Source organism: Pseudomonas sp. Irchel s3f7 (assembly GCF_900187615.1).
Lineage (GTDB): Bacteria > Pseudomonadota > Gammaproteobacteria > Pseudomonadales > Pseudomonadaceae > Aquipseudomonas.
Genome location: NZ_FYDO01000006.1, coordinates 207,615 through 233,214, shown reverse-complemented (window position 1 = coordinate 233,214; position 25,600 = coordinate 207,615). Strand labels below are relative to the sequence as shown.

Here is a 25,600-nt window from a genome sequence, read left to right as displayed (position 1 = left end):
GGGCTGGAGCACAATCTACGTCACAGGCATAAAGCCTAAGGAGCTGCACGGCTTCCAGAACCCTCCCTCGATGATCAGTCGAGAACTATCGCTCCTGATGGAGCGATAGTCGAGATACAAGGAGCTGCCGCAGGCTGCGATCTATTGATCTTTGAAGGTCAAAAGATCGCAGCCTCGTTTCACTCCGCAGCTCCTGCGGGGCGATCTTCGGTGAGTTTAGAATTTGAGGGCGGCCGCTTTGGCCGTCACATCAACCCCTTGCTGCCCGCTCGGGCCGATCAGTTGTACCTGAATTTTTTGGGTGGCCGGGAAACGGGTGAAAATGTTCGCCAGATCCAGGGTCTTCAACGCGTCTGGCGTGGCGCAGGTGAATTGGTAATGGGCGTGGATTTCGCTGTGGTCGTGGTGATGTTCGCCTTCATCGTGATCCTCGTCCGCATCAGGTTTGTCGCCGAACAACGGGCTTTCCAGCTCCTGTTTTTCCACCACGCACCCTGCGGCTTTCGGCAGATTGAACAGCGCCTGTGGTTTCTCCAGCTGCGCACGGACGGCGGCGACTTTGGCTTTGTCGGCGTCGCTGGCGGCAGCGTGTTCGAAGCCCACCAGGTTCATCGCCGGGCTTTCCAGTTCCAGTTGCAGGGTTTGCCCGTCCAGCGCCGCGTTCAAGCGTCCGACGCCATGTTCGTGGGCACCGAGACTGCCGTGCTCGTGGTCATGTTCCTCGGCGGCGTGGGCGACAGCCAGCGGCAGCAAGGCAAACGGCAGGGCGAGAAGCAGACGGCGCATGGCAAATCTCCGGACAGTAAAATGAAGAAATTGTTATGTAATCTTATAACGTAAGTGCGGAGAGTTTGACTGCCTGCTTGGCGTTGCACAAGTCCCATGGGAGCATGCAGGTGAAGAAAAGTGCTGGAGCGGACTTATGTTGCGAATACGCGGAAGCATCGGCGACTGGCCGGTGGATTTGACCCTGGAAATGGATGACAGCGACTGGGCACGGCTGGGTGCGCAGTTGCAGGTGGAGAAAATCGCCGTCAGCACGCCTGCGGCGAAACCGCTGAATCAGGACGAGGCGCTGTGGCAGGTTGCCAAGGACTTGTTGCGCAAGGCCGGGCAATTGAACGGGCCGGAGTTGCTTGATCAGCTCGAAGGGCTGGCCGGCAGCGCTGCGGCGGGCAAGCGACTGTTGGTGCGTTTGCGCCACAGTCCGGAAGTCAAAGTGGTGAGCGGCGGGGATACGCCGCTCTACAGCTGGATCGAATAGACCGCAAAAGATCGCAGCCTGCGATCTTTTGATTTTTAATACAGCGCAGCAAACAACTTGCGACGGTACGTGCTCACCAGCGGGTGATCATTGCCCAGCAGTTCGAACACTTGCAGCAAGGTCTTGTGCGGCAAGCCTTCGCTGTAGCTGCGGTTGCGGGTGAACAACTTCAGCAGAGCATCCAGCGCAGCGTCGTATTGCTGACGGGCCAGTTGCTGGATCGCCAGTTGATAAACCGCTTCGTCGTCCTGTGGATTTTTCGCCAGGCGTGCTTTCAGATCGGCGGCATCCGGCAGGTCCCTGGCCAGACCCAGAAACTTGATTTGCGCCTTGGCACCGGCCAGCGCCGCTTTATGTTCGTCGCTTTTGACCGCATCCAGCACGGTTTGCGCTTCGCCCAGTTCACCGCGTTCGGTGAGGCAGCGGGCATAGAGAATCAGCGCCTTGGCGTTGGTGTTGTCCTCACCCAGCAGCACGGTGAGGATGGCTTCGGCATCGGCGAAGCGGCTGTCGTCAAACAGCGCCTGAGCCTGTTCGAACGGATCGGCGGCGGCCGGTGGCGGCATCTGCACATGGGGCTCCAGCAGCGCGCGTACAGCAGACTCCGGTTGTGCGCCGGCAAACCCGTCTACCGGCTGACCATCCTTGAACAACACCACGGTCGGCAGGCTGCGAATGCCAAAGCGGGCGACGATGTCTTGCTCGAGGTCGCAGTTGACCTTGGCCAGGAGCAACTCACCTTGATAGCTCTCGGCGATGGTCTGCAGCATCGGCATCAGCACTTTGCACGGCGCGCACCATTCGGCCCAGAAATCCACCAGCACCGGTTTGTGGAAGGAGTTCTCGATCACCGACTGATCGAAATCGGCCGTCGTGGCGTCGAAGATGTACGGCGTTTGCTGACTCATGAGGGATCTCGTAAAAGCGTGAATGTGCTCACTATAAGGGCTGCGATCTTTTTCGGCTTCAAGTCCGACGCGCGTGGTACAGGCTCACATGCCGAAACTCTTCCGGCTCGGCCAGATCCGGCAGGGTCATGGCCTCGAGCATTTCAATGCGACGGTACAACGGATGACGGAAATCCCGGACTCGGGAATCCGCCACCAGCGCTTCCCGGCCACGACTGAGGAATTCGTCGAGCAGCGGCAGGTTCGCCCGGTCGTACAGCACGTCCGCCACCAGGATCAGATCGAAGCGATCGGCCTCGGCGAAAAAGTCGGTCGAATAATTCAGCTGTACGTCATTGAGCTCGGCATTCGCCCGGCAGGCGGCAATCGCCAGCGGATCAAGGTCGCACGCCACCACTTCGAGCGCCCCGGCCTTGACCGCCGCAATCCCCGCCACGCCAGAGCCGGCGCCAAAATCCAGCACCCGTTTGCCCTCGACCCAATGCGGGTTGTCGGCGAGATAACGGGCTATGGCCAACCCGCTGGCCCAGCAAAAACTCCAGTACGGCGGCTCATGCAGGATGCGCCGGGTTTCTTCCGGGCTGAAGGCGCGGTCCATGTTATCGTCGTCGATCAGCCACAGCTTCAGGTCGGTCCCCGGCAACCCGCACGCCACCAGTTGCGCATCGCCCAGCAGTTCACCCAAGGCCTGTTGCAGGTCGAGCGGTGCACTCATGGGGCTTTGACGAACTGCATTTGGCCCAGGGCCTGGGTGGTCGGCTGCGTGATCGTTCGCGACGGCAGATGCAGGATCAACTGCCCGGACTGGCTGGCGCGGCCACGCAGTTCAACGCGGGCACCGGCCGGAAATGAATCCGGGTTGAAGCGCAGGCGAAACGGCAGGGCCTGATTGGTACCGATCAGGCTGGAGCTGGCGATCAATTGTTGCGGTCGGTCTTTATCGTCGATCACCAGCAGCGCCAGTTCGACTTCGGCGCCGTCCGGTACACCTTGCAAGGTGCCGCTCAATTCGCGCTGATACGCGGGCAGCGGACCGAGTTCGGCGGCTTCCCGGGCTTTTTTCTGCGCTTGTTGAGGCGCGGGGCCGGGTGTTGGCGGCTGGGGTTGGGGTGCATCGCTGCTGCAGGCCGCCAGCAGGCTGAAAACACTGAGCAAAATGAGCGGACGTAACGACATTGGTGGCTCCATAAAGCTGAATTCCATGGATCAAGTGATCATCCCGTCTGTATACCGCAAACCCTATGGCTTGTCTTGCCACCGGGATGCGCTACCATGGCCCTCCCTTTTTTTGTTGCCTGCCACCATGCACTGTCCCTTCTGCGGTGCCAACGACACCAAGGTCATCGACTCGCGTCTGGTCGCCGAGGGCGAACAGGTGCGCCGCCGGCGTGAATGCCTGGCCTGCGGCGAGCGCTTCACGACGTTCGAGACGGCTGAACTGGTGTTGCCGCGCCTGATCAAAACCGACGGCAGTCGCCAGCCGTTCGACGAAGAAAAACTCCGTGCCGGCATGCAGCGGGCGCTGGAAAAGCGCCCGGTGAGTGTAGAGCGCCTTGAATCGTCGCTGGTGCACATCAAACATAAACTGCGTGCCACCGGCGAACGCGAGGTCAAATCCCTCGTGGTCGGTGAACTGGTGATGGCCGAGCTGCAAAAGCTCGACGAAGTCGCCTATATCCGCTTCGCTTCGGTGTATCGCCGCTTCCAGGACCTCAACGAGTTCCGCGAAGAGATCGATCGCCTGGCCCGTGAGCCGGTGAAAGAATGACCACGCCTACCGAACAAGCCATCCTCGACGCGCATTTCATGGCCCGCGCCCTGGAACTGGCGCGCAAAGGTCACTACACGACGCACCCCAATCCACGGGTTGGCTGCGTGATCGTGCGTGACGGGCAGATTGTCGGCGAAGGCTGGCATGAGCGCGCCGGCGAGCCCCATGCCGAAGTCCACGCCTTGCGCGCGGCCGGTGTACAGGCGCGAGGTGCCACCGCTTACGTGACGCTGGAACCCTGTAGCCACCACGGCCGCACGCCGCCCTGCGCCGATGCGCTGGTGAATGCCGGCGTGGCGCGGGTGGTCGCGGCCATGCAGGACCCGAATCCGGAAGTCGCCGGTCGTGGTCTGCAACGCCTGGAGCAGGCCGGTATCGCCACCGAAAGCGGCGTGCTGGAAGGCGAGGCGCGCAAGCTCAATCAAGGGTTCCTGAAACGCATGGAACACGGCTTGCCGTTCGTGCGGGTCAAACTGGCGATGAGCCTCGATGGCCGCACTGCGATGGAAAGCGGCGAAAGCCAATGGATCACCGGCCCTGCAGCGCGTTCGGCGGTTCAGCGTCTGCGTGCTCAGGCCAGCGTGGTGCTGACCGGTGCCGACACGGTGCTGGCGGACAACGCCCGTTTGACCGTGCGCGCCGATGAGCTCGGCCTGGATGCCGAACAAACGGCACTGGTCATGAGCCGACCGCCGTTGCGTGTGTTGGTCGATGGGCGACTGCGCGTGCCGCTGGATGCGCCGTTCTTCAAGGCTGGCCCGGCGCTGGTCGCGACCTGTGTGGCGGTGGAGGAGCAATATGCCAACGGCCCGGAATGCCTGATCGTGCCCGGCTACGATGGTCAGGTCGATCTGCGCCAGCTGTTGGTCGAGCTTGCCAACCGTGACGTCAACGAAGTACTGGTCGAGGCCGGTCCACGGCTGGCGGGTGCCTTTGCCCAGCTCGGTCTGGTGGACGAGTTCCACATCTTCATTGCCGGCAAGTTCATGGGCTCTTCGGCGCGACCACTGCTGGATTGGCCGCTCGCGCAGATGAAGGATGCACCCGAGCTTGAAATCATCGAAATTCGCGCCGTGGGCGATGACTGGCGAGTCATTGCCATTCCTGCGCCAGCCGCGAGCGTATAATTCCCGGCCAACGCTAAAGCGCTGGCTTTGTTCTCGAGGAGAACCCCATGTTCACCGGCATCATCGAATCCATCGGCAGTATCCGTGCACTGACCCCAAAGGGCGGTGATGTGCGGGTTCACGTCGAAACCGGCAAGCTCGACCTGAGCGACGTCAAACTGGGCGACAGCATCGCGGTCAACGGCGTGTGCCTGACGGCCGTTGAATTGCCGGGCAACGGCTTTGCGGCGGACGTCAGTCGCGAAACCCTCGACTGCACCGCCATGAACGACCTGAAAAGCGGCAGCCCGGTCAATCTGGAAAAAGCCCTGACCCCGACCACTCGCCTCGGCGGGCATTTGGTCAGCGGTCACGTCGATGGCGTGGGCGAAGTGGTTGCCCGTACCGAAAATGCCCGCGCCGTGGAATTTCGCATCCGCGCGCCGAAAGAACTGGCCAAGTACATCGCCCATAAAGGCTCGATCACCGTCGACGGCACCAGCCTGACCGTGAACGCGGTCGATGGCGCCGAGTTCCTGCTGACCATCATTCCGCACACCCTGAGCGAAACCATCATGGCGTCGTATCAGCCGGGTCGCCGGGTGAACCTGGAAGTGGACTTGCTGGCCCGTTATCTAGAGCGCCTGCTGCTGGGCGACAAGGCCGCGGAACCGACTGCCGGCAGCACCATTACCGAAAGCTTTCTGGCCGCCAACGGCTACCTCAAATCCTGACTCAAGGGGGTGCCTTGTGGCGCTCAATAGCATCGAAGAACTGGTTGAAGACATCCGCCAAGGCAAGATGGTCATCCTCATGGATGACGAAGACCGCGAGAACGAAGGCGACCTGATCATGGCCGCCGAGTGCTGCAAGCCCGAACACATCAACTTCATGGCCAAGCACGCCCGTGGCCTGATCTGCATGCCGATGAGCCGTGAGCGCTGCGAACTGCTCAAGCTGCCATTGATGGCGCCACGCAACGGTTCCGGTTTTGGCACCAAGTTCACCGTGTCCATCGAAGCTGCCACCGGCGTGACCACCGGCATCTCCGCTGCCGACCGCGCGCGCACCGTGCAAGCGGCCGCTGCCCGTGATGCCAAGGCTGAAGACATCGTCAGCCCGGGCCACATTTTTCCGCTGATGGCCCAGGCCGGCGGCACGCTGGCCCGCGCCGGCCACACCGAAGCGGCCTGCGACCTGGCGCGCATGGCCGGTTTCGAGCCGAGCGGCGTGATCTGCGAAGTGATGAACGACGACGGCACCATGTCCCGTCGCGCAGAACTGGAAGCCTTTGCGACCGAACACAACATCAAGATCGGCACCATCGCCGACCTGATTCACTACCGGATGATCCACGAACGTACCGTTCAGCGGATTGCCGAGCAGCCACTGGACAGCGAACTGGGCCAATTCAACCTGGTGACCTATCGTGATTCCGTGGAAGGCGACGTGCACATGGCACTGACCCTGGGCAATGTCTGCGCCGAAGAACCGACCCTGGTTCGCGTGCACAACATGGACCCACTGCGCGACCTGTTGATGGTCAAGCAACCGGGCCGCTGGAGCCTGCGCGCCGCCATGGCCAAGGTTGCCGAGGCTGGCAGCGGCGTGGTGCTGTTGCTCGGTCACCCGCTCGATGGCGACGTATTGCTCGCGCATATCCGCGAAACTGCCGACCAGCAAGCGGTGAAAAAACCGACCACCTACAGCACTGTCGGTGCCGGTTCGCAGATCCTGCGCGACCTCGGTGTGCGCAAAATGCGCCTGATGTCGGCACCGATGAAATTTAATGCGATATCCGGTTTCGATCTGGAAGTTGTAGAATACGTGCCCTCCGAATAGGGCACCGGGTTTTGGCATCGTTGTTCACTTAAGGCTTGTTTGATTTACTGTGGCGAGGGAGCTTGCTCCCGCTTGGGTGCGCAGCGCCCACAAGAGGGGCCGCTACGCAGCCAGCGGGAGCAAGCTCCCTCGCCACGACGATCGCAAGTGAACGCCGATGTAGAATTCCGACGCTGTATTCGCGGTTCAAATATCACTGAGGGATGCGTACGAGACGCGTCCCGGCTCTTTAAGAGATCTATCGAATGACCCTGAAGACCATCGAAGGTACCTTCATCGCCCCTAAAGGCCGCTACGCTTTGGTAGTGGGCCGTTTCAACAGCTTCGTCGTTGAAAGCCTGGTAAGCGGTGCTGTTGATGCCCTGGTTCGCCACGGCGTGAGCGAAAGCGACATCACCATCATCCGCGCACCTGGCGCCTTCGAAATCCCGCTGGTTGCGCAGAAAGTCGCCCAGAAAGGCGAGTTCGCAGCAATCATCGCCCTGGGCGCGGTCATTCGTGGCGGCACTCCGCACTTCGAATACGTGGCTGGCGAGTGCACCAAGGGCCTGGCCCAGGTGTCCATGGAGTTCGGCGTTCCGGTCGCTTTCGGCGTCCTGACCGTTGATTCCATCGAGCAAGCCATCGAACGTTCCGGCACCAAGGCCGGTAACAAAGGTGCTGAAGCTGCCCTGTCCGCTCTGGAAATGGTCAGCCTGCTGGCGCAGTTGGAGGCCAAGTGATTAGCGACGAAAGCGATCGTTTCAACCCGCGCGATCCAAAGCCTGCGGATGCCGGCAAGCCATCGAAAAGCGTCAAGCGTCGCGAAGCCCGTCAGCTCGCGACTCAGGCGCTGTACCAATGGCACATGGCCAAGCAGTCGCTGAACGAGATCGAAGCGCAGTTCCGGGTCGATAACGATTTCAGCGATGTCGACGGCGCTTACTTCCGCGAGATCCTGCACGGGGTTCCGCAGTTCAAGACCGAAATCGACACCGCGCTCACGCCATGCCTGGACTTGACCATCGAAGAGCTGGACCCGGTTGAACTGGCCGTTCTGCGCCTGTCCACCTGGGAACTGCTCAAGCGCGCCGACGTGCCGTACCGCGTTGTGATCAACGAAGGTATCGAACTGGCCAAGGTCTTCGGTTCCACCGACGGCCACAAGTTCGTCAACGGTGTACTCGACAAGCTGGCCCCGCGCCTGCGTGAAGCTGAAGTCAAGGCGTTCAAGCGCTGATCGGCGCTTGCAACTGCAATGGGTGAGTTTGAGCTGATCCGCAATTTCTTCGCCGCCGCGCCTTGTGCGCAGGGCGGCGAAGGCGTTGCTCTCGGGATCGGCGATGACTGCGCCTTGCTGGCTGTTCCCCCGGGGGAACAGTTGGCGATCTCTACCGATACGCTGGTGGCCGGTGTGCATTTCGCCGACCCCTGCGATCCGTTTCTGCTCGGTCAGCGCTCGCTGGCCGTCGCGGTCAGCGACTTGGCCGCCATGGGCGCTACGCCTATTGCCTTTACCCTTGCCCTGACCTTGCCGACGGTGACTGCCGATTGGCTGCAAGCCTATGCCCGTGGTTTGAACCTCATGGCGCAAAGCTGCGGCGTGGCGTTGGTCGGCGGCGATACCACCCGCGGGCCGTTGAGCCTGACGATGACCGTGTTCGGCCGTGTGCCGGGTGGGTTGGCGTTGACCCGCAGCGGTGCGCAACCGGGTGATCTGCTGTGCGTGGGCGGCCATTTGGGCAATGCCGCGGGTGCGTTGCCATTGGTGCTGGGCCTGCGGACAGCCGAAGCGCGCATTGCCGAGCCGTTGCTCGCGCATTACTGGTCACCGCAACCGCAGCTTGGTTTGGGCCAGGCGTTGCGTGGCAAGGCCACGTCGGCCATGGATATCTCTGACGGGCTGCTCGCGGATTGCGGGCATATCGCGCTGGCCTCGAAGGTCGCTATTCACATCGACCGGGAGCGCTTGCCACTGTCGCCGGCATTGGTCGCGTTTCTCGGTCAAGCGGACGCACAAGTGGCGGCCCTGAGCGGCGGCGATGATTACGTACTGGCCTTCACTCTACCGTCCGTCGAATTGCCGCTCTTGCTGGCCGACGGCTGGCCGATCCATGTGATCGGGCGCGTCGTGAACGGGCAAGGCGTGACACTGCTCGATGCCAGCGGACAAGACATCACCCCGCAAACCCGGGGTTATCAACATTTTCGGGAGTCACCGTGACAGATCACCCCAAACAGGTCCCGGCAGAGTTTGTACCGCCGTCGGTCTGGCGCAATCCGTGGCACTTTCTGGCGTTCGGCTTCGGTTCGGGCACCTTGCCAAAGGCACCGGGCACTTGGGGTTCGTTAGTGGCGCTACCCTTTATCCCGATTTGGCAGATGCTGCCGGATTGGGGTTACTGGCTGATGCTGGGCATCACGATGCTGTTCGGCTTCTGGCTGTGCGGCAAAGTGGCCGACGATTTGCGGGTACACGACCATGAAGGCATCGTCTGGGACGAAATGGTCGGGATGTGGATCACCCTGTGGCTGGTGCCGGAAGGCTGGCAGTGGTTGCTCGCGGGTTTTCTGATGTTCCGCTTCTTCGATATTCTCAAGCCGTGGCCGATTCGCTGGATCGACCGGCATGTACACGGCGGTGTCGGGATCATGCTCGATGACGTCCTGGCCGGGGTATTTGCCTGGTTGGCGATGCAAGGGTTGGTATGGATGTTCGCCTGACCTGAATGGGTCATGGGGTGATAAGTGGGAGGATCAGGGATGGCTGGGCGCGGTTTGATGGCGATGGTGTTCGTCTTGTTTTGCTCTCTCGTTCAGGCGGGGGAAGCGACGACGCCGTCCGTGATTCACTTGGCCAGCGAAGATTGGGAAGACTACACCGCTACCGATGGCCGTGGCCTGGGTTGGGACGTGCTGCGGCAAGTCTTCGAGCCAGCGGGTGTCAAAGTGGACATTCGTACCGAACCCTATGTGCGTTCAATGGGCCTGGCCGAGCGTGGAGAGGTCGATGCTTGCGTCGGTTCGTACAGCAAAGAATCCGAAGACGTGCTCTATCCCCGTTGGAACTTCGACACGGATCACATCTACGCCTTGGGGCTGGCGAGCAGTCCGGTGCCAACCCTGGAAACCCTGGGTCTTTACAGGCTGGCGTGGATTCGTGGTTACGACTATCAGAATTACCTGCCCAACGTGCGCCGCTATGACGAAGTGATCCGGCGCACCGGTATCGTGTCGATGCTGACTCACAATCGCGCGGACTTTTACATTGATGCCCAGACCGAGGTCGATTACGTCTTCAACCGGGCCAAGGATCCGTCGCAGTTGCGCCGCACCCATATCGCCGAACTGCCGCTGTATCTGTGTTTTGCCAAGACCGACAAGGCCCGCACATTGATGGCGTTGTTCGACCAGCGCATGGATCAACTGGTGAAAAGCGGCGAGCTCAAACCGATTTTCGAGCGCTGGAAGCAGCCGTATCCGTTTGACGACCCTCAAATGTAGGCGCAGCCTGCTGCAGCGCCTACCTTGATGGCAGATCTGTAGCTATCAAACTTTTTGATAGTTATCGCCGGTAATTCAGCCTAAGCGTCGGCCGGAAGCTGCTGGTACAATGCCCGCTTTCTGCGAACTTCAGAATCTTTCAATCAGGAGCACACCGGTGCCTGTCGTTTTTGTCGCCGCTTCCAAGCTGCCAACGCCTTTTGCGCAATTCACCATGCATGGTTTTCTCGATGAGGCCACCGGCCGCGAGCACGTCGTGCTGAGCCTGGGTGAATTTGCCGACGGTGCCCCGGTACTCGGCCGGCTGCATTCCGAATGCCTGACGGGCGATGCCTTGTTCAGCCAGCGTTGCGACTGCGGCTCGCAACTGGAGGCGGCCTTGCAGGCCATCGCCCGTGAGGGGCGTGGCGTGTTGCTTTACTTGCGTCAGGAAGGTCGTGGCATTGGCCTGCTGAACAAGATCCGCGCCTACGAATTGCAGGACGGCGGTGCCGACACCGTTGAAGCCAACGAGCGCCTGGGCTTTGCCGCCGACCAGCGTGATTACGCCATGTGCCTGCCGATGCTGGAGCATCTGGGCGTGAAATCCCTGCGCCTGATGACCAACAACCCGCGCAAGGTCAAAGCCTTGACCGACATGGGTATCGTGGTTGCCGAGCGCGTGCCGCTGCACACCGGGCACAACCCGCATAACCGACTCTACCTGGCGACCAAGGCCAGCAAGCTCGACCACATGATGGGCAATGAGCATCAGGGCGAGGCAGACCGGGCGTGACCCGCGGTCAGGTGCGGCGGCGACTGTCCGTCAATTGGTGGCAATACCTTGCGCTGGCGTTGTTGCCTCTCTTCGTGATCAACGCAGTGTTTGGCCAGAGCGAGTCGATCCTGCCGGTGCTCGCCATGCCGCTGTTCATCGCCGGTGTGGCCTCGATGTTTGTCAGCCTGAAGTTCTTCGGCGCTTATAAACACGCGCTGATCGCCACCCAGAAAGCCCTCGATACCCCTGAAGAGCCCGCCGCATGGGTCAGCCTGGCGGCCAAGCGCCGCACGGCATTTCTCGCGGCCGGTCTGCCGGCGTGGATCGGTGCGCTGGCAGTGTTTGTCGGGCTTGAAGCCGTACCGCTGGTGCTGCTGGCGCTGTCGACCACGGTGCTGTTCTACCTCTACCGTATTCCGCGTCAACTCGGTTGATGCGCCCTGTCTGGCTGGCGGTTCTGCTGCTGGTCATCAGCAACGCGGCCGTCGGTATCGAACGCGTTGTCAGCCTTGCACCTTCGCTTTCTGAAATCGTCGTTGAACTGGGCTCCGCAGACCTTTTGGTGGGTGTGCTGGATGCCGGTGAGCGCCCGGCAGAACTCAAGGACCTGCCCTCGGTGGGGCGTTACGGTCAGCTGGACATGGAGCGGTTGCTCAGCCTGAAACCTGATTTGCTGTTGCTCTGGCCCGGCAGTGTCGGCCCGGCCCAGCGTGACCAGCTCAAGCGTCTGAACATCCCGACTTTCGTCGTCGAGCCCCAAAGCCTGGACCAACTCGCCGCACAGATCGAGACCATTGCCGCTCAACTCGGCCGGCCTGAACGCGGAATTTCATTGGCCGGCGATTTACGCCAGCGGCTGGGTGAACTGCGCCAACGCTATCGTCGAGAGGTGCCGTTACGCGTGTTCTATCAAGTTTGGGATCGACCGCTGTACACGGTGGGGGGAGGGCAGATCATCAGTGATGCGCTGGACGTCTGCGGGGCGAAGAACGTGTTTGCCGATCTGCCGCTGCCAGCACCGCAAGTCAGCGTAGAGGCCGTGCTTCAGCGCAATCCCGAGGTGATTCTGTCCAGTGATCAGGCGCAGCTCGAGGCGTGGAAAGCGTGGCCGCAAGTAGCGGCGGTCAAGCAGCAGCAATTACGCTTAGTGACAGACAAAGGCCTGGAGCGGCCGAGTGGGCAGATGGTCGAGGCGACTGCAAAGCTGTGTCAACTGATCGATCCTGAGCGCTGAGTTGCGATGTACCGACACACTGCCTCCTACAATGGATCTCAGTGGATCTCCGGCGTCCACGTCACCCCGAACATCCACGCCCGACCTTCCTCGCGATACCCGTACTGACTGCCTTCATGGCTATACATCGCCCGGCTGTAACCCTTGTCCAGCAGGTTATCCACCTTCAGCTCCAGCTTGATTTCACGATTGAGTGCCCAATTGCCGCGCAGTCCCAATAGTGCATAACCCCCCAACGGCTGCTGATTGTTCAAATCGTCATAGCTGCTGCTGACCGCTTGCCAACTGGCGCCGAGGCCCAGGCGATCGAACTGCCGATCCAGGTCCAGGCTCAACGTGCGTCGTGCGCGGCGGGCCAGGGTGTGGCCGGTGTCGCGGTCCCGTGGGTCGATGACCGCCACGCCAAGGTTGCTCTGCCAGCCGAACAGCTCCTGTTTCAACGCGGCTTCGAAGCCGTTGATTCGTGCCGAGGCGACGTTTTCAGGCTGTGAATTGCTACCGAAGATGATCGCGTCTTCGAGGTCTGTCCGGTAGAGCGAAGCCTCCAGGCGACTGTTCTCGGTCAGCTGACTGCGCCATTGCAGTTCATAGCTTTTCGACGTCTCGGGCTTCAGGTCCGGGTTGCTGTAATCCGGGTAATACAGGTCGTTGAAGGTCGGCGCGCGGAAGCCTTCGCTGTAACTCAGCAACACTTCGTTGTCCGGATTCAGCGGCAGGGTGAAGGTGCCGCTCCAGGTGTTCTGGCTGCCGAACTGCTGGTTGTCGTCGTGACGCAAGCCCAGCTCCGTGGAAAAACGGTCGGCCCGATAGCGATGCTGGATAAATGCCGCGCGGTTCCAGCGACTGTCTTCATCGAACGCAGTGCTGCTGTTGATCCGGTCCTCGTACCAGTCGCCACCGATCATCAGGCTGTTGCGCTCAGTGAGGGTCAGATCGTTCTGCCAGTTCACCGAGTCGCGGTAGGTGTTGAACACGCTGCGTTCATCGCTGAGCTTGTCCAGCGTCTTCTCGCGGTTTTCGCTGTGGCCGAGTTCGACGCGGGTATTCCACGCCGCGTTGACCCGGGCGTCGACGTAGCTGCTGACACTGCTGATATCGAATTCGTTGTAGGGCTGCTGTTGATAAGAGTTGCCCGTGACGTAGTCGTAACGGCCGAACGGACTATCAAACTCGCTCTTGCCACGGTTCTCCAACACGTTGGCGCCGATTTCGACGTCGTCGTTCAGAGCATGGCTCAGGCTCAGGCTGAACGATTTGTTGCGGTACGCGTCATGGTCACCATCACTCGGATACGACTCGTGGGTGCGGTTGATCCCGGCGGTCTCATCAAGGCTGGCGCCGAGGTTGAAGCGGGTTTGTTCATCGCCACCGGACAAGCCGAGGCTGCGCTCCCACGTCTGGTTGCTGCCAACGCCGACATGAAGCTGCGGTCGCAACCCGGGTTCGCCGCCACGGCGGGTGAAAATCTGGATCACCCCGCCAATTGCATCGCTGCCATAAATCACCGAACGGGAGCCACGCAACACTTCCACGCGCTCGACCTGTTCGATGTTGATGTGTTGCAGGTTGCTGTCGCCGGAGGTCGAGCTGCCGATGCGTTGGCCGTCCACCAGCACCAGGCTCTGCGCCGATTGAGTGCCTCGGATGTAGACCCCCGGCAAACTGCCGCGTCCGCCGCTTTGTGCCACTTGAACGCCAGGCACGCGACGCAGCAGGTCGGTGACGCTGTTGGGTTGCAGGCGGTCGATGTCTTCGCGGGTGAACACGGTATTGGCGGCGCTGCTGTCGTTGCGCGCTTCGACCTGACGGTTGGCACTGATCAGCACGTCGGGCAGTTTCAGGGCTTGATCGCGTTCGAAGGTGTCGGCCAGCAGTGGGCCGGCTGGCAGCAGGGTCAGCGTCAGGGCGAGGCGGAAGAAATTCATAGTTTTTTCGTAGAAACGCAGGAGTACACAGTCCCTGTAGGAGCTGGCTTGCCAGCGATGGCGTCCTTGGACGCGCCATCGTCGGAACGCCGCCCGCAGCAAGCCGGCTCCTACAGGTGTGGTATCGGGGTTAGAGGTTGAGCAGTTGCAGGCGTTCGCGAATGGACGCTTCAATCCCGGCTTCATCCAGCCCGCATTCGGCCAGCATTTGCGCAGGCTTGGCGTGTTCGACGTAGATGTCCGGCAAGCCCAGGTGCAGCATCGACTTGAGGATGTTCTCGCGGGCGAGGAATTCGCTGACAGCACCACCGGCACCGCCCATGATTGCGTTCTCTTCGACGGTCACCAACAGATCATGGCTGGCCGCGATTTCGCGTACCAGCTCTTCATCCAGTGGTTTGACGAAGCGCATGTCGACCACGGTCGCATCCAGCTTCTCGGCGACTTTCAGTGCCTCGGCCAGTTGCACGCCGAACACCAGCAGGGCGACCTTGCTGCCCTGACGGCGAATCACGCCCTTGCCGATTTCAATCGGTTCGAGGTCTTTTTCAATCGTCGCGTTCGGGCCGTTGCCGCGTGGGTAGCGCACCGCCGCCGGGCCGTTGTACAGGTGACCGGTGGTGAGCATTTTACGCAGTTCGTTCTCATCGCTCGGGGTCATCACCAGCATGCCGGGGATGCAGCGCAGATAGGACAGGTCGAAGCTGCCGGCGTGAGTCGGGCCGTCTTCGCCCACCAGACCGGCGCGGTCGATGGCGAACAGCACGTCGAGGTTCTGCACCGCAACGTCATGCACCAGTTGGTCGTAACCGCGTTGCAGGAACGTCGAGTAGATCGCCACCACCGGTTTCGCACCTTCGCAGGCCATGCCGGCGGCAAACGTCACCGCGTGCTGCTCGGCAATCGCCACGTCGAAGTAGCGCAGCGGGAAACGCTCGCTGAACGCCACCAGGTCCGAGCCTTCCTTCATCGCCGGGGTAATGCCCACCAGTCGCGAGTCGGCAGCCGCCATATCGCACAACCATTCACCGAACACGCCGGAGTACTTCGGCCCGCTGGCCTTTTTCGGCGCAACGGCCGGGGCGCCCAGCGGTTCGAGTTTGGTGATGGCGTGGTAACCGATCGGGTCGACTTCTGCCGGGGCGAAGCCTTTGCCTTTCTTGGTGACGACATGCAGGAACTGCGGGCCCTTCAGATCGCGCATGTTGCGCAGGGTGGCGATCAGGGTTGGCAGGTCGTGGCCATCGATCGGGCCGATGTAGTTCCAGCCGAGTTCTTCAAACAACGTGCCGGGGACCAGCATGCCTTTTGCGTATTCTTCGGTACGGCGGGCGATTTCCCAGGCACCGGGCAGGCGCGACAGCACTTTCTTGCTGCCTTCGCGCATGCTCGCGTAGGTGCGGCTGGAAAGGATCTTCGCCAGGTAGTTCGACAAGCCGCCGACGTTGCGCGAGATCGACATGTCGTTGTCGTTGAGGATCACCAGCATGTTGGCGTCCACTTCCGGCGCATGGTTCAGCGCCTCGAACGCCATGCCGGCGGTCAACGCACCGTCGCCGATCACAGCGATGGCTTTGCGATCGCTGTTTTGCAGGCGGGCGGCAATGGCCATGCCCAGCGCTGCGCTGATCGAGGTGCTGGAGTGGCCGACGCCGAAGGTGTCGTACTCGCTCTCGGAGCGGCGCGGGAAAGCGGCAATGCCGTCTTTCTGGCGCAGAGTGACCATGCGCTCGCGGCGACCGGTGAGGATCTTGTGCGGATAAGCCTGATGACCCACGTCCCACACCAGCCGGTCGTCCGGGGTGTCGAAGACGTAATGCAATGCGATGGTCAGCTCGATCACGCCCAGCCCGGCACCGAAATGCCCACCGGTCTGGCCGACCGTGTAGAGCAATTCCAGGCGCAACTCATCGGCCAGGGTTTCCAGCTCGGCTTCGCCTAACCGGCGCAGGCCGTCCGGCGTATTCGCGCGGTCGAGCAGGGGCGTGGTTGGGCGCTTGCGGGGAATCTCATGAAACGTCGTGGGCATCAGGCGAATCGTTATAGGTATAAAAGATGCGGCAGTTTACCTGATGCATCGCCCCCTGCCCACGCGTAGGTCTTTTTTGGCGCAATCGCCGTCAGCTGCGGCGATCGACGATATAACGGGCCAGATCGCGCAACGGCTCGGCCGCCGCGTCAAACGGTCGCAGCGCGTGCAGGGCCTGATCGCGCAGTTCCAGGGCGTAGGCCTTGGCGGCTTCAAGACCGAGCAGGGCCGGGTAGGTCGGTTTGTCCCGTGCGATGTCGGCGCCCTGGCGTTTGCCGAGGGTGGCGGTATCGCTTTCGACGTCGAGAATATCGTCCTGGACCTGGAACGCCAGGCCGATGGCCTGTGCATAAGTCTGCAAGTATTTCAGCTCGTCCTCCTCGGCACGGCCACTGGCCAGGGCGCCGAGTTTGACGCTGACCTCGATCAGCGCGCCGGTCTTGTGCCGGTGCATGTATTCAAGGGCTTTCTGATCCAGCTTCAGGCCGACCGAGCCGAGGTCGATGGCCTGACCGCCGACCATGCCCGCCGGGCCTGCGGCCAGTGCGAGGGCGCTGACCATTTGCAGGCGGATCTCGGCGTCCGATGAACTCAGGCGCGGGTCGAGCAGGGCGCTGAAGGCCAGGCTCTGCAAGCCGTCACCGGCGAGGATCGCGCAGGCTTCGTCGAATTTCTTGTGGGTGGTCGGCTGGCCGCGACGCAGGTCGTCATCGTCCATGGCCGGCAAATCGTCATGCACCAGCGAGTAGGCGTGGATCAGCTCCACGGCACAGGCTGCGCCGTTGGCTTGCTCGGGCTTGCCGCCCAACGCTTCGCACGCGGCGTAGGCCAGCAACGGACGAACGCGTTTGCCGCCGTTCATCACGCTGTAGCGCATGGCTTCGTACAGTCGCGCCAGCTCTGGACTTGGGGCGGTGAACAGGGTTTCCAGGGCTGCGTTGACGCGGGCCTGACTGCTTGCCGAGTACGCTGCGATCATTCTGGTTGATCCGCGTCGAAGGGTTCCTCGGCCAGCTCGCCATCACGCTCGAGCAGCACCTGAACCTTTTGCTCGGCCTGGGCCAGCGCCGCCTGGCAATCGCGGGTCAGACCGATACCTTGCTCGAAAGCGGCCAGCGAGTCCTCCAGCGACAATTCGCCATTCTCCAGACGCTCCACCAGCGTTTGCAGGTCGGCGAGGGATTGTTCGAAATCCAGTGCAGCTTTTTTGCGGGCCATGGCGGCGATTTCCGGTTGACGTTAAACCGGCGCGACACTAGCAGATAGGGGGTTCATGGGCAAACTCACGGCGACGCACTCTCCTTGTAGGCGCAGCCTTCGGCAGCTCCTACAGTGGCGAGTTATCAGGATAGCGAATCTGATAGCGCGTACTGCGCCCACCACAGGTCGTGAATCCATGCGCACTTTGAGACACATCCGATTGTTAAAAAACATCCCAGTGGCTAACCTTCGCTCTATCTACGACCCGACACTTATGGGTCTTTCAGACGAAACGCAGTATTCACCTCTGTAACGCGCCGAGGATCGGGCGCAAGGTTTCGTCATGCATGGCAGGAGGCGTCGCATGCGCTCATTTCTTTTGTTGCTGATCGGGCTGGCCTGCGCGCCAATGCTTGCGGCCGCGGCGAGTGCCGAGTTGTCGGAACCGGTGGGCGGCTGGCGTTTCAACGGTTTGCTGGACCGTAGCGAAAACCCGCGAGTCGCCTATCCCACGCCGCCGATTGATCGGGGCGTGCAGCGCAATCGCACGATGATCGAAGGCAGACTCAAGGCCCTTGGCACCCCGCGCGGGCCACACACCCTGGCGGTCAACGGCAATCCCTTGAACCTGTATACCGACGATCAAGGTCGTTTTGCCCGACCGTACGCGTTCGGTGCCGGTTCCAACAGTGTCGAAGTGCGCAGCGCCGAAGGCCAGTCCCTCAAACGCGTTCAATTCTATGAAGCCAACAACCTGCGCACGCCTGCACGGATTCGTGTGGTGCTGGGTTGGGACGATCCGAAAGCCGAGCTCGATCTGCATATCGTCACACCTGACGGTCAGCATGCGTTCTGGGCCCACTCGGCCTTGACCAACGGCGGTGGCCTCGACCCGGACGGCGTCGACGGCCCGGGTCCGGAAATGTTCACCATGACCGCACCGCTGCACGGCACCTATCTGGTTTACGTGAACTACTGGGGCAACTTCGGCAGCGGCGGCTATAACTTCGATGAGGCCGGCAACCAGAACGAGGTGATCACTTCACAGATCAACCTGGTGCTCAACGAAAACACCGTCGACGAAAAACGCGAGACCTTCATCGTGCCCCTGCGCGCGATCGGTGACCTGCTGCTGGTCAAGACTTTCAACTATTAAGCATCCCGCTCCACGGATGAACTGGGTTTTGTGAATATGAGCGAAAACACTGCAACGCCGGCCGCCAAACCGTCCCGCCGTTGGCCAGCCATTGTCGTCGGGCTGTGCCTGGTCGCGGGCGTGGTCGCCGGCATGGGCTGGCTGATGCAAAAAAACAAAGCCCCGGCACCGCAACTGGCGGCGGAAAAACTCGGCATGAGCCGCCCCGACGGTTTGCTCGAAACCCATTCCTTGAGCCAGTTGCCCAAGGACCTGCTGGCCGTGCCGTTCCTCAAGGAAACCCTGACTGAGGATTTTGTTTTCTACTACGAAACCCACGCCGATCGCCTCGGGTTGATCGGCAGCTTGCGGCGGATCATTTACGAGCATGACCTGAAGTTTCAGGACACGCTGATCGAGCAACTGTTCGATCAACCGGCAGATGTGGCGTTGTGGCGCGGAGTGGATGGCCGGCTCAAGGATTTCCTGCTGGTGATGGATCGTGGCGGCCTGGCCAAGGTGCTGGAACCGCTGGCGAAAGTGGCGCTGGATGATTCGCAGCTGAGCAAAATCGCAGATGTGAAAGTCGGTGCCGACGATGTGGCGCTCTATCAACTCAACTACAACGCCAGCAAGGCGCTGCTGTTCGCTTCCCATGGCGACAAACTGGTGGTGTTGTCCAATCCGGCGAAACTCTACGACCCTCAAGGCGGTGCCGTCGCGGAACCAGGCGGTGTCTCGACTACCGCACTTGCCGCGTTGCTCAACGGCGAAAAACTGTTCCCCGAAGCCTTCGGCCTGCCACCCCGCGCGCCGGACGTGAAGCAACGCCTGTCGGTCAATGCCAGTGTGTTGGCCATGGGGTATCAGCGTTTCATTCCAAATTTCGCCGGCCTGCGTTTCGACATGGACGACAAGGGCTGGCACAGCTTTCTGGCCATGGACGAGCTGGACAATCAACCCGACTTCGATTTCAAGCCGATCTGGCAAGCCATGCCCATGGGCGCCAGCGCTTGCGTAGCGCTACCGCTGGCGGCGGAACAGCAGAAACCGCTGCTGGTGAAACTCGGTGCCGAAGACCGCGTGGCCAAAGCGTTGACCGAACAGATGGCCGGCGCGGCGGGCCTGTGCTGGTACGCCGACTCGCGGCTGTACACGCCGTTGCTGGTGGCCAGTCTGAATGATGAGGATGGCGACAAACTCGATGGCGATCTGGGCCAGTTGTTTGGTTCGATGGTCGGTGCCTATGAAAGCAACGTCGACGAGCACGTGTTCCCGGTTGTGGAAAAACAGGAAGCGCAGAGCCATCAGTGGCAGCGGCAAGTCAGTTCCAGTTTTGGCCCGTACAAAGCCAAGGACGCCGAGAATCCGGAGGCGATCAGCGGCAAGGCATTCATGCGTGTGAGTCTGGCGCGGCACGGTTCGACGCTGCTGTTTTCCCTCGACGACAAACTCGTCGACAAGGCCCTCGGCACCCTCGATAAACGCTTCCCACCGATGGCCGATGTGGTGCCCAAAGACCTGCTGATGCCGGTGTACTTCGGCCCGGAATCCATGGCGCAACTGATGCAGCAGGAAACCCTCGACAGCCTGCCCCAAGACATGGAACCGGTGTTCTTCAACGCCGCGCAAACCTACCTGATTCCGAAACTGCGCAAGCTCGGCGGTTACGGCAAATATGCGCTGACCTTGCCCGAAGGCAGTGAGCCCGACGGCCATTGGCAATGGCTGCCGCTGGAATGGAAAGCCCTGTGAGCGCACTGATCCGCAGCCTTGGTTTACTCGCTTTGCTGCTGAGTGCCGGCGCCCGGGCCATCGAAGCGCCCGCGCTCGACCCGCAGCAATCCCAGGTCTTCCGCGCCTGGTTTGTGCGCATCGCCCAGGAGCAATTGAGCCAGGGCCCGAGCCCGCGCTGGTATCAACAGGACTGCGCCGGGCTGGTGCGGTTTGCCGCCAATGAAGCGCTGAAAATCCATGACGACAAATGGCTGCGCAGCAATGGCCTGTCCAATCGCTACCTGCCGCCGGAGTTGCAACTGAGCGATGCCCAGCGTCGTCTCGCCCAGCAATGGCAGCAGGGCGGCGGCAAGGTCGGGCCGTATGTCAACGCGATCAAACTGATTCAGTTCAACAGTCATCTGGTCAGTCGCGATGTGTCTCAAGCTCGTCCTGGCGACCTGATGTTTTTCGATCAGGGCGACGATCAGCACCTGATGATCTGGATGGGCCGCTACATCGCCTATCACACCGGCTCCACCACCCCCACCGACAACGGCATGCGTTCGGCAAGCCTGCAGCAACTCATGACATGGAAGGACACGCGATGGATACCCGATGCAGCCAACCCCAACTTCATCGGCGTCTATCGACTGAATTTTCTCTCCCAATGACCGGTGCCCGCATGCTGCGTTTTCTGTCTCTGCTGTTGGTGTTGATACTGCCGTTCTCGGCGGTCAATGCCGACGACACCGTCGAGCCAAGCGGCTACACGCCGGTGGCGGGCGAAAGTTTTTTCCTGCTGGCCGACAGCAGTTTCGCCAGCGATGAACAGGCGATGGTGCGCCTCGAGGCGCCGGGTCGTGACTACCGGCGCTATCGCATGGAACCGTACGGTGGCGCCGACATTCGGGTGTATCGCATCGACAAGCCGCTGGATTTCCTCAAGCGCCAAAAGAACCTGCACCGCGTGGTCAGTGACGGCCAGTTCAAGGGTGAAGGATTGTCCAATACGTTGGCTTACCTGTGGGACAACTGGTACCGCAAATCCCGTCGGGTGATGCAGCGGGCGTTTTCCTACGAGTCGCGTCAACAGGTCACCGAGGAAGTGCCGGAACTGAAGATGGGCAACGCCATGGTCGCGCCAACGCCCTACGACGCGCAGCCGCAATTTGCACTGATTCCGGGTTTGCCGGTGGTCAGCCAGTTCCGTTATCCACTGTGGCAAGCCAAGCCGATTCAGCCGCCAGCGGGCGTTAACCTGGCAGGGTCTTCCAGTGAGTTTGTCAGTGAGGCGCCGGGCAACGTGTATATCCCGTTGGGCAACCTGAAACCGGGTCTGTATCTGGTGGAAGCGTTGATCGGCAAGTACCGCGCGACCACCATGGTCTTCGTCTCAAACACCGTGGCGGTCAGCAAGATCGCCGGTGACGAATTGCTGGTGTGGGCGGCGCGCAAACACGAAGGCAGCTCGGTGCCCAAGGTCAATGTGTTGTGGACCGATGGCCTCGGCGTGATGAGCAGCGGTGCCACCGATGCCGACGGTTTGCTGCGCCTGAAACACGTCAGCCCCGAGCGCTCGTTCGTGATTGGTGAGGACGAAGAGGGTGGGGTGTTCGTCTCGGAAAACTTCTACTACGACAGTGAAATCTACGACACCAAACTCTATGCCTTCACCGACCGGCCGCTGTACCGGCCGGGGGATTGGGTGTCGCTGAAAATCGTCGGGCGCGAGTTCAAGAATGCTCGGGATTCGGTGCAGCCCACCGCTGCCGACGTCAACGTGACCGTGCTGGATGCGACGGGTACGGCACTGCAGTCTCTCGACCTGAAACTGGATTCCAAGGCTGGCACCCAGGGTCGCTTTCAGTTGCCGGACAACGCCGTGGCCGGTGGCTACGAGTTGCGTTTCAGCTACAAGGATCAGGTCTACAGCAGTGCGTTCCGCGTGGCCGAATACATCAAGCCGCACTTCGAGGTTTCCCTGAACCTGGCCAAGCCGGATTACCGCACCGGCGAGCCGGTCAAGGGCAATCTGGTGCTGTTGTACCCGGACGGGAAACCGGTGGCGAATGCCAAGTTGAGCTTGAGCCTGCGCGCCCAGCAACTGTCGATGGTCGACAACGAACTGCAATACCTCGGGCAATTCCCGGTGGAGTTGACCAGCACGGAACTGACCACCGACGCCAAAGGCAACGCGACGCTCGATCTGCCGGCGGCTGAAAAACCGAGCCGCTACATGCTCACTGTTTTCGCCAGTGATGGTGCGGCGTATCGGGTCAAGACCACCAAGGAAATCCTCATCGATCGCGGTGCGGCGAATTTCCGTTTGAGCGCGCCGCAACGGTTCAGCGCGGTGGGCGACAAGGTTGGGTTCAGCTACGCCCGCGAAGGCGAGCAGGCGCAAGCGGTGACGCCAAGCAGTTACGGTTGGGTCCGCCTGGAAGATCAGAGCACGGGCGAAGGCAAACTGGCGGCAACCGACAAAGGCTTCACCCTGGCCTTCGAGCGTCCCGGCACTTACAACCTGACACTGCGCGATGACCATGGCCGCACGCTCGGCGCGACCGGACATTCGGTCACGGGTGAAGGTGTCAAAGCGGTCCCCGGCACCGTGGAAATCGTCCTCGACAAACCCGAGTACAAGGCTGGCGATGAAGCGCTGGCGTTGATCACGTTTCCCGAGCCGATCAGTGATGCGCTGCTGTCGCTGGAACGCGACAAGGTCGAAGCCACCGCGCTGCTGTCCAAGGGCGGGGACTGGCTGAAGATGGAAAAGCTCAGCGACACCCAATACCGCGCACGCATTCCTGTGCGGGACGGTTTTGCGCCGAACCTGACGTTCTCGGTGCTCTACACCAAGGGCGGTCAGTACAGCTTCCAGAACGCCGGCATCAAGGTGATAACGCCGCAGATCGACGTGGCCATCGCGACGGATAAAGAGACCTATCAGCCGGGCGAAACGGTCTCGGTGGACCTGACCACACTGTTCGCCGGCAAACCGATTCCGGCGCATCTGACCGTCAGCGTGGTCGACGAAATGGTCTACGCGCTGCAACCGGAAGTGGCGCCGACCATCGACCAGTTTTTCTACCATCCTCGACGCAACAACGTGCGCACCAGCGCCAGCCTGTCGTTCATCAGTTACGACGTGGCATTACCGGGCAGCCCAGGTGCGCCGGGTAAAGCTAATCGCAGCGAGCGCGGAGTGAAAGTGCTGGAGCGGCCGCGTCGCGAAGACGTCGACACCGCTGCGTGGCAACCGGAGTTGCTGACCGATGCCAATGGAAAAAACCGTTTCACCTTCAAGATGCCTGACTCGCTGACCCGCTGGCGCATCACGGCGCGGGCCATCGCCGATGACGGACAGGTCGGGCAGAAGAAACAATTCGTGCGCTCGGCAAAACCGCTGTACCTGAAGTGGAGCGGCCCGACCCGATTCCGCAGCGGTGACAAACCGGACCTCGGTGTGTTCGCGTTCAGTCAGGCCGAAAAACCGGTCAAGGCCGAACTGGTGACCCGTTACGCGGGCTCCGAACAGCGCCTGCCCGTCACGCTCAATAGCGGCATCAATTACATCGCCTTGCGGGCATTCCCGCTGGCCAGCGGTGAGTGGACCGCCGAGTTGCTGCTGGACGGCAAACCCGCGGATGCCTTGGCCGTGCAACTGACGGCGACCGGTGAAGGCTGGCAGGTCACGCAAAGCCAAAACCTGGACGTCGCCACCGGCGATACACCGTTGACCTTGCCGGCCGATGCAACGGACATCCGCCTGCGGCTGGACGACAGCCCGCAAGCACTGTTCCGCTCGGCGCTGGATGATCTGCTGAGTTATCCCTACGGCGGCGTCGAGCAAACGGCCAGTCGCCTGTTGCCGCTGAGCATCGCTTACCCGACCTTGGCAGCCAATCCTCAGGTCCGCGATCGCTTGCGCCTGATCATGCAGAACAGCCGATTGCGTCTGGTGCAAATGGCCGGTCCGTCGGCCGCGTTCACCTGGTGGGGCATGGACGGCGAGCCGGATGCGTTCCTCACCGCTTACGCGTATTACGCCGACTGGCACGCCAGCCAGGTGTTGGAGCTGAGCCTGCCGCCGGAGCATTGGCAGCGTGTGTTGGAGGTGTACGCGAAACAGGCGAAGAACACGCCGTTGTTGCAGCGTGCGCTGATTCTTTCATTCGCCAAACAGATGCAATTGCCGGTCAATACGCTGCTCAGCGGTTTGATGGATGATCTGTCGAAAGCGGGCGAGGGCACTGCCGCGAACCTGATGGAGGATGGCGAAGACAGCCTCGTCATGAGCGACCCGGATTCTGCTCTCGGTCTGGCCGCCGCACGTGTGTTGACGGCCTCCTTGGCCAAACAATCCAAGGTCGCTCTGCCAGAGACTTTCAACCGGCAACTGGCCGATGCGCAGCAACGATTGGCGGTCAGTTCCCAACCGTTTGCCGAAGCGCTGAGCCTGTCGCTGCAACCGTTCGATCAGGCTCATGCTCAAGCATTGTTGCAACGCCTGTTGCCGCAGCAATCAACTTTGGAACGTGCGCTGGCGCTTACCTGGCTGCAACGCAGTATCGAACAGGCGTCGCCTACGATCGCACTCGCGCCGGGTGACGGCTGGAAGAAGCAGCATGGCGCTTCCGGTGAAATGTATTGGACGTGGCAGGGGGCTGCGCCGGTGCCAGCCGTGTTGTCACTGACCGGGGTGCAAGAGCGTCCGCTGCGTGCCGCGTTGAGCTTCCAAAGCCAACAAGCGGTGGTCGATCCGATGGCGGTCACCATCACCCGTCGTCTGTCGCGTCTGGTGCCGGGAGATGAAGCATTCACCTTCAAACTGGAAGCGGGCGGCAGCGCGCCGCTGTCCAGCGACAGCCTGTATCTGGACGAAGTGATCGTCACCAGCAAAGCCGCCAAACCGCTGCGCTACGGCATGCTCGAAGTGCCGTTGCCACCGGGCGCAGATGTCGAGCGTACGACCTGGGGCATCAAGCTCATGGGCAAGGCCGGCACCGAACCGAGCGCACTGGAAAAGGCACGTTTCGAGCCGGGGCAAATGGCCTACGCCATTCCGCTCGATGCCTTGAGCGGTGAACTGCGTCTGCGGCATTTGGTGCGCTTCTCGCAAAAAGGCCAGTTCAACCTGCCGCCGGTGCGTTTCACTCAGGTCTATGCGCCACAACATCAGGCCCGGGAACAGAAACCGGCCCTCGGTCAGGTCACGGTTCACTGA

25 protein-coding genes are annotated in these 25,600 nt (G+C 61.4%); 17 read left to right on the top strand and 8 right to left on the bottom strand.

Going from position 1 to position 25,600, the window contains the following annotated elements; translation table 11 throughout:
- Window positions 1-216 precede the first annotated feature (216 nt).
- Complete coding sequence (locus CKW19_RS07570; protein ID WP_095057325.1) at window positions 217-786, bottom strand: DUF2796 domain-containing protein; 570 nt, start codon at window positions 784-786, stop codon at window positions 217-219.
- Window positions 787-922: 136 nt separating this feature from the next.
- Between CKW19_RS07570 and CKW19_RS07565 the strand changes: the two genes are divergently transcribed.
- On the top strand, window positions 923-1,264 hold the full coding sequence (locus CKW19_RS07565) for a hypothetical protein (RefSeq protein WP_095057324.1): 342 nt from the start codon (window positions 923-925) through the stop codon (window positions 1,262-1,264).
- A gap of 35 nt (window positions 1,265-1,299) precedes the next feature.
- Here CKW19_RS07565 and trxA read toward each other — a convergent pair whose 3' ends face one another.
- From trxA to CKW19_RS07550, 3 genes are read right to left on the bottom strand one after another with little or no spacing between them, the layout of a single operon-like run.
- The gene (trxA, locus tag CKW19_RS07560; RefSeq protein ID WP_095057323.1) at window positions 1,300-2,172 is read right to left on the bottom strand and encodes a thioredoxin; all 873 of its coding nucleotides are present in this window, start codon (window positions 2,170-2,172) and stop codon (window positions 1,300-1,302) included.
- Between the two features lie 58 nt (window positions 2,173-2,230).
- On the bottom strand, window positions 2,231-2,887 hold the full coding sequence (locus tag CKW19_RS07555; RefSeq protein ID WP_095057322.1) for a methyltransferase: 657 nt from the start codon (window positions 2,885-2,887) through the stop codon (window positions 2,231-2,233).
- Entirely contained in the window at window positions 2,884-3,348 is a 465-nt protein-coding gene (locus CKW19_RS07550) for a YbaY family lipoprotein (protein ID WP_095057321.1), read from the bottom strand. Before CKW19_RS07550 ends, CKW19_RS07555 begins: the two co-directional genes overlap by 4 nt.
- 127 nt (window positions 3,349-3,475) lie before the next feature.
- Here CKW19_RS07550 and nrdR point away from each other — a divergent pair, with 127 nt between their 5' ends.
- The 12 genes from nrdR to CKW19_RS07490 all read left to right on the top strand — a co-directional run bounded on the left by nrdR (window position 3,476) and on the right by CKW19_RS07490 (window position 12,365).
- On the top strand, window positions 3,476-3,940 hold the full coding sequence (gene nrdR, locus CKW19_RS07545) for a transcriptional regulator NrdR (RefSeq protein ID WP_003228656.1): 465 nt from the start codon (window positions 3,476-3,478) through the stop codon (window positions 3,938-3,940).
- Window positions 3,937-5,070 (top strand): bifunctional diaminohydroxyphosphoribosylaminopyrimidine deaminase/5-amino-6-(5-phosphoribosylamino)uracil reductase RibD, encoded by a 1,134-nt coding sequence (gene ribD / locus CKW19_RS07540; RefSeq protein ID WP_095057320.1) that lies wholly within the window; start codon window positions 3,937-3,939, stop codon window positions 5,068-5,070. The genes nrdR and ribD overlap by 4 nt, the downstream gene beginning before the upstream one ends.
- A 47-nt stretch (window positions 5,071-5,117) precedes the next feature.
- Window positions 5,118-5,783: a riboflavin synthase gene (locus tag CKW19_RS07535; RefSeq protein ID WP_008059524.1), complete on the top strand. Its 666-nt coding sequence runs from the start codon at window positions 5,118-5,120 to the stop codon at window positions 5,781-5,783.
- A 16-nt stretch (window positions 5,784-5,799) separates the two neighbouring features.
- The gene (gene ribBA / locus CKW19_RS07530; RefSeq protein WP_095057319.1) at window positions 5,800-6,891 is read left to right on the top strand and encodes a bifunctional 3,4-dihydroxy-2-butanone-4-phosphate synthase/GTP cyclohydrolase II; all 1,092 of its coding nucleotides are present in this window, start codon (window positions 5,800-5,802) and stop codon (window positions 6,889-6,891) included.
- Window positions 6,892-7,136: 245 nt separating this feature from the next.
- Window positions 7,137-7,613 (top strand): 6,7-dimethyl-8-ribityllumazine synthase, encoded by a 477-nt coding sequence (gene ribE, locus CKW19_RS07525; RefSeq protein ID WP_003228649.1) that lies wholly within the window; start codon window positions 7,137-7,139, stop codon window positions 7,611-7,613.
- A complete protein-coding gene (nusB, locus tag CKW19_RS07520) occupies window positions 7,610-8,110 on the top strand; it encodes a transcription antitermination factor NusB (protein ID WP_095057318.1) in 501 nt (166 codons plus the stop codon). Before ribE ends, nusB begins: the two co-directional genes overlap by 4 nt.
- Before the next feature lie 18 nt (window positions 8,111-8,128).
- Complete coding sequence (gene thiL, locus CKW19_RS07515; RefSeq protein ID WP_095057317.1) at window positions 8,129-9,094, top strand: thiamine-phosphate kinase; 966 nt, start codon at window positions 8,129-8,131, stop codon at window positions 9,092-9,094.
- The gene (locus CKW19_RS07510; protein ID WP_095057316.1) at window positions 9,091-9,594 is read left to right on the top strand and encodes a phosphatidylglycerophosphatase A; all 504 of its coding nucleotides are present in this window, start codon (window positions 9,091-9,093) and stop codon (window positions 9,592-9,594) included. The genes thiL and CKW19_RS07510 overlap by 4 nt, the downstream gene beginning before the upstream one ends.
- A 39-nt stretch (window positions 9,595-9,633) precedes the next feature.
- On the top strand, window positions 9,634-10,374 hold the full coding sequence (locus CKW19_RS07505; RefSeq protein WP_095057315.1) for an ABC transporter substrate-binding protein: 741 nt from the start codon (window positions 9,634-9,636) through the stop codon (window positions 10,372-10,374).
- A 157-nt stretch (window positions 10,375-10,531) separates the two neighbouring features.
- A complete protein-coding gene (ribA, locus tag CKW19_RS07500) occupies window positions 10,532-11,149 on the top strand; it encodes a GTP cyclohydrolase II (RefSeq protein ID WP_095057314.1) in 618 nt (205 codons plus the stop codon).
- On the top strand, window positions 11,146-11,565 hold the full coding sequence (locus CKW19_RS07495; RefSeq protein ID WP_095057313.1) for an MFS transporter: 420 nt from the start codon (window positions 11,146-11,148) through the stop codon (window positions 11,563-11,565). The genes ribA and CKW19_RS07495 overlap by 4 nt, the downstream gene beginning before the upstream one ends.
- Entirely contained in the window at window positions 11,565-12,365 is an 801-nt protein-coding gene (locus CKW19_RS07490; protein WP_095057312.1) for a cobalamin-binding protein, read from the top strand. Before CKW19_RS07495 ends, CKW19_RS07490 begins: the two co-directional genes overlap by 1 nt.
- A gap of 38 nt (window positions 12,366-12,403) precedes the next feature.
- On the opposite strand, the gene CKW19_RS07485 is transcribed toward CKW19_RS07490, so the two are convergent.
- The 4 genes from CKW19_RS07485 to CKW19_RS07470 form a co-directional block, all read right to left on the bottom strand.
- Window positions 12,404-14,290 (bottom strand): TonB-dependent receptor domain-containing protein, encoded by a 1,887-nt coding sequence (locus tag CKW19_RS07485; RefSeq protein ID WP_095057311.1) that lies wholly within the window; start codon window positions 14,288-14,290, stop codon window positions 12,404-12,406.
- Window positions 14,291-14,420: 130 nt separating this feature from the next.
- Window positions 14,421-16,319, bottom strand: a complete 1,899-nt coding sequence (dxs, locus tag CKW19_RS07480; protein WP_095057310.1) for a 1-deoxy-D-xylulose-5-phosphate synthase — start codon at window positions 16,317-16,319, stop codon at window positions 14,421-14,423.
- A gap of 91 nt (window positions 16,320-16,410) precedes the next feature.
- Window positions 16,411-17,298, bottom strand: coding sequence for a (2E,6E)-farnesyl diphosphate synthase (gene ispA / locus CKW19_RS07475; RefSeq protein ID WP_095057309.1), 888 nt, complete (start codon window positions 17,296-17,298; stop codon window positions 16,411-16,413).
- Window positions 17,295-17,537 carry an exodeoxyribonuclease VII small subunit gene (locus CKW19_RS07470; RefSeq protein ID WP_007970180.1) on the bottom strand — a complete coding sequence of 81 codons (243 nt, stop codon included), beginning with the start codon at window positions 17,535-17,537 and terminating at the stop codon, window positions 17,295-17,297. Before CKW19_RS07470 ends, ispA begins: the two co-directional genes overlap by 4 nt.
- A gap of 346 nt (window positions 17,538-17,883) precedes the next feature.
- Between CKW19_RS07470 and CKW19_RS07465 the strand changes: the two genes are divergently transcribed.
- Genes CKW19_RS07465 through CKW19_RS07450 form a run of 4 tightly spaced genes read left to right on the top strand, consistent with a single transcriptional unit; the run spans window position 17,884 to window position 25,600 of the window.
- Window positions 17,884-18,675: a YfaP family protein gene (locus CKW19_RS07465; protein ID WP_095057308.1), complete on the top strand. Its 792-nt coding sequence runs from the start codon at window positions 17,884-17,886 to the stop codon at window positions 18,673-18,675.
- Between the two features lie 36 nt (window positions 18,676-18,711).
- On the top strand, window positions 18,712-20,409 hold the full coding sequence (locus CKW19_RS07460; RefSeq protein ID WP_095057307.1) for a DUF2138 domain-containing protein: 1,698 nt from the start codon (window positions 18,712-18,714) through the stop codon (window positions 20,407-20,409).
- Window positions 20,394-21,044 carry a DUF1175 domain-containing protein gene (locus CKW19_RS07455; protein ID WP_095057306.1) on the top strand — a complete coding sequence of 217 codons (651 nt, stop codon included), beginning with the start codon at window positions 20,394-20,396 and terminating at the stop codon, window positions 21,042-21,044. The genes CKW19_RS07460 and CKW19_RS07455 overlap by 16 nt, the downstream gene beginning before the upstream one ends.
- Window positions 21,041-25,600, top strand: a complete 4,560-nt coding sequence (locus CKW19_RS07450) for an alpha-2-macroglobulin (protein ID WP_095057305.1) — start codon at window positions 21,041-21,043, stop codon at window positions 25,598-25,600. Before CKW19_RS07455 ends, CKW19_RS07450 begins: the two co-directional genes overlap by 4 nt.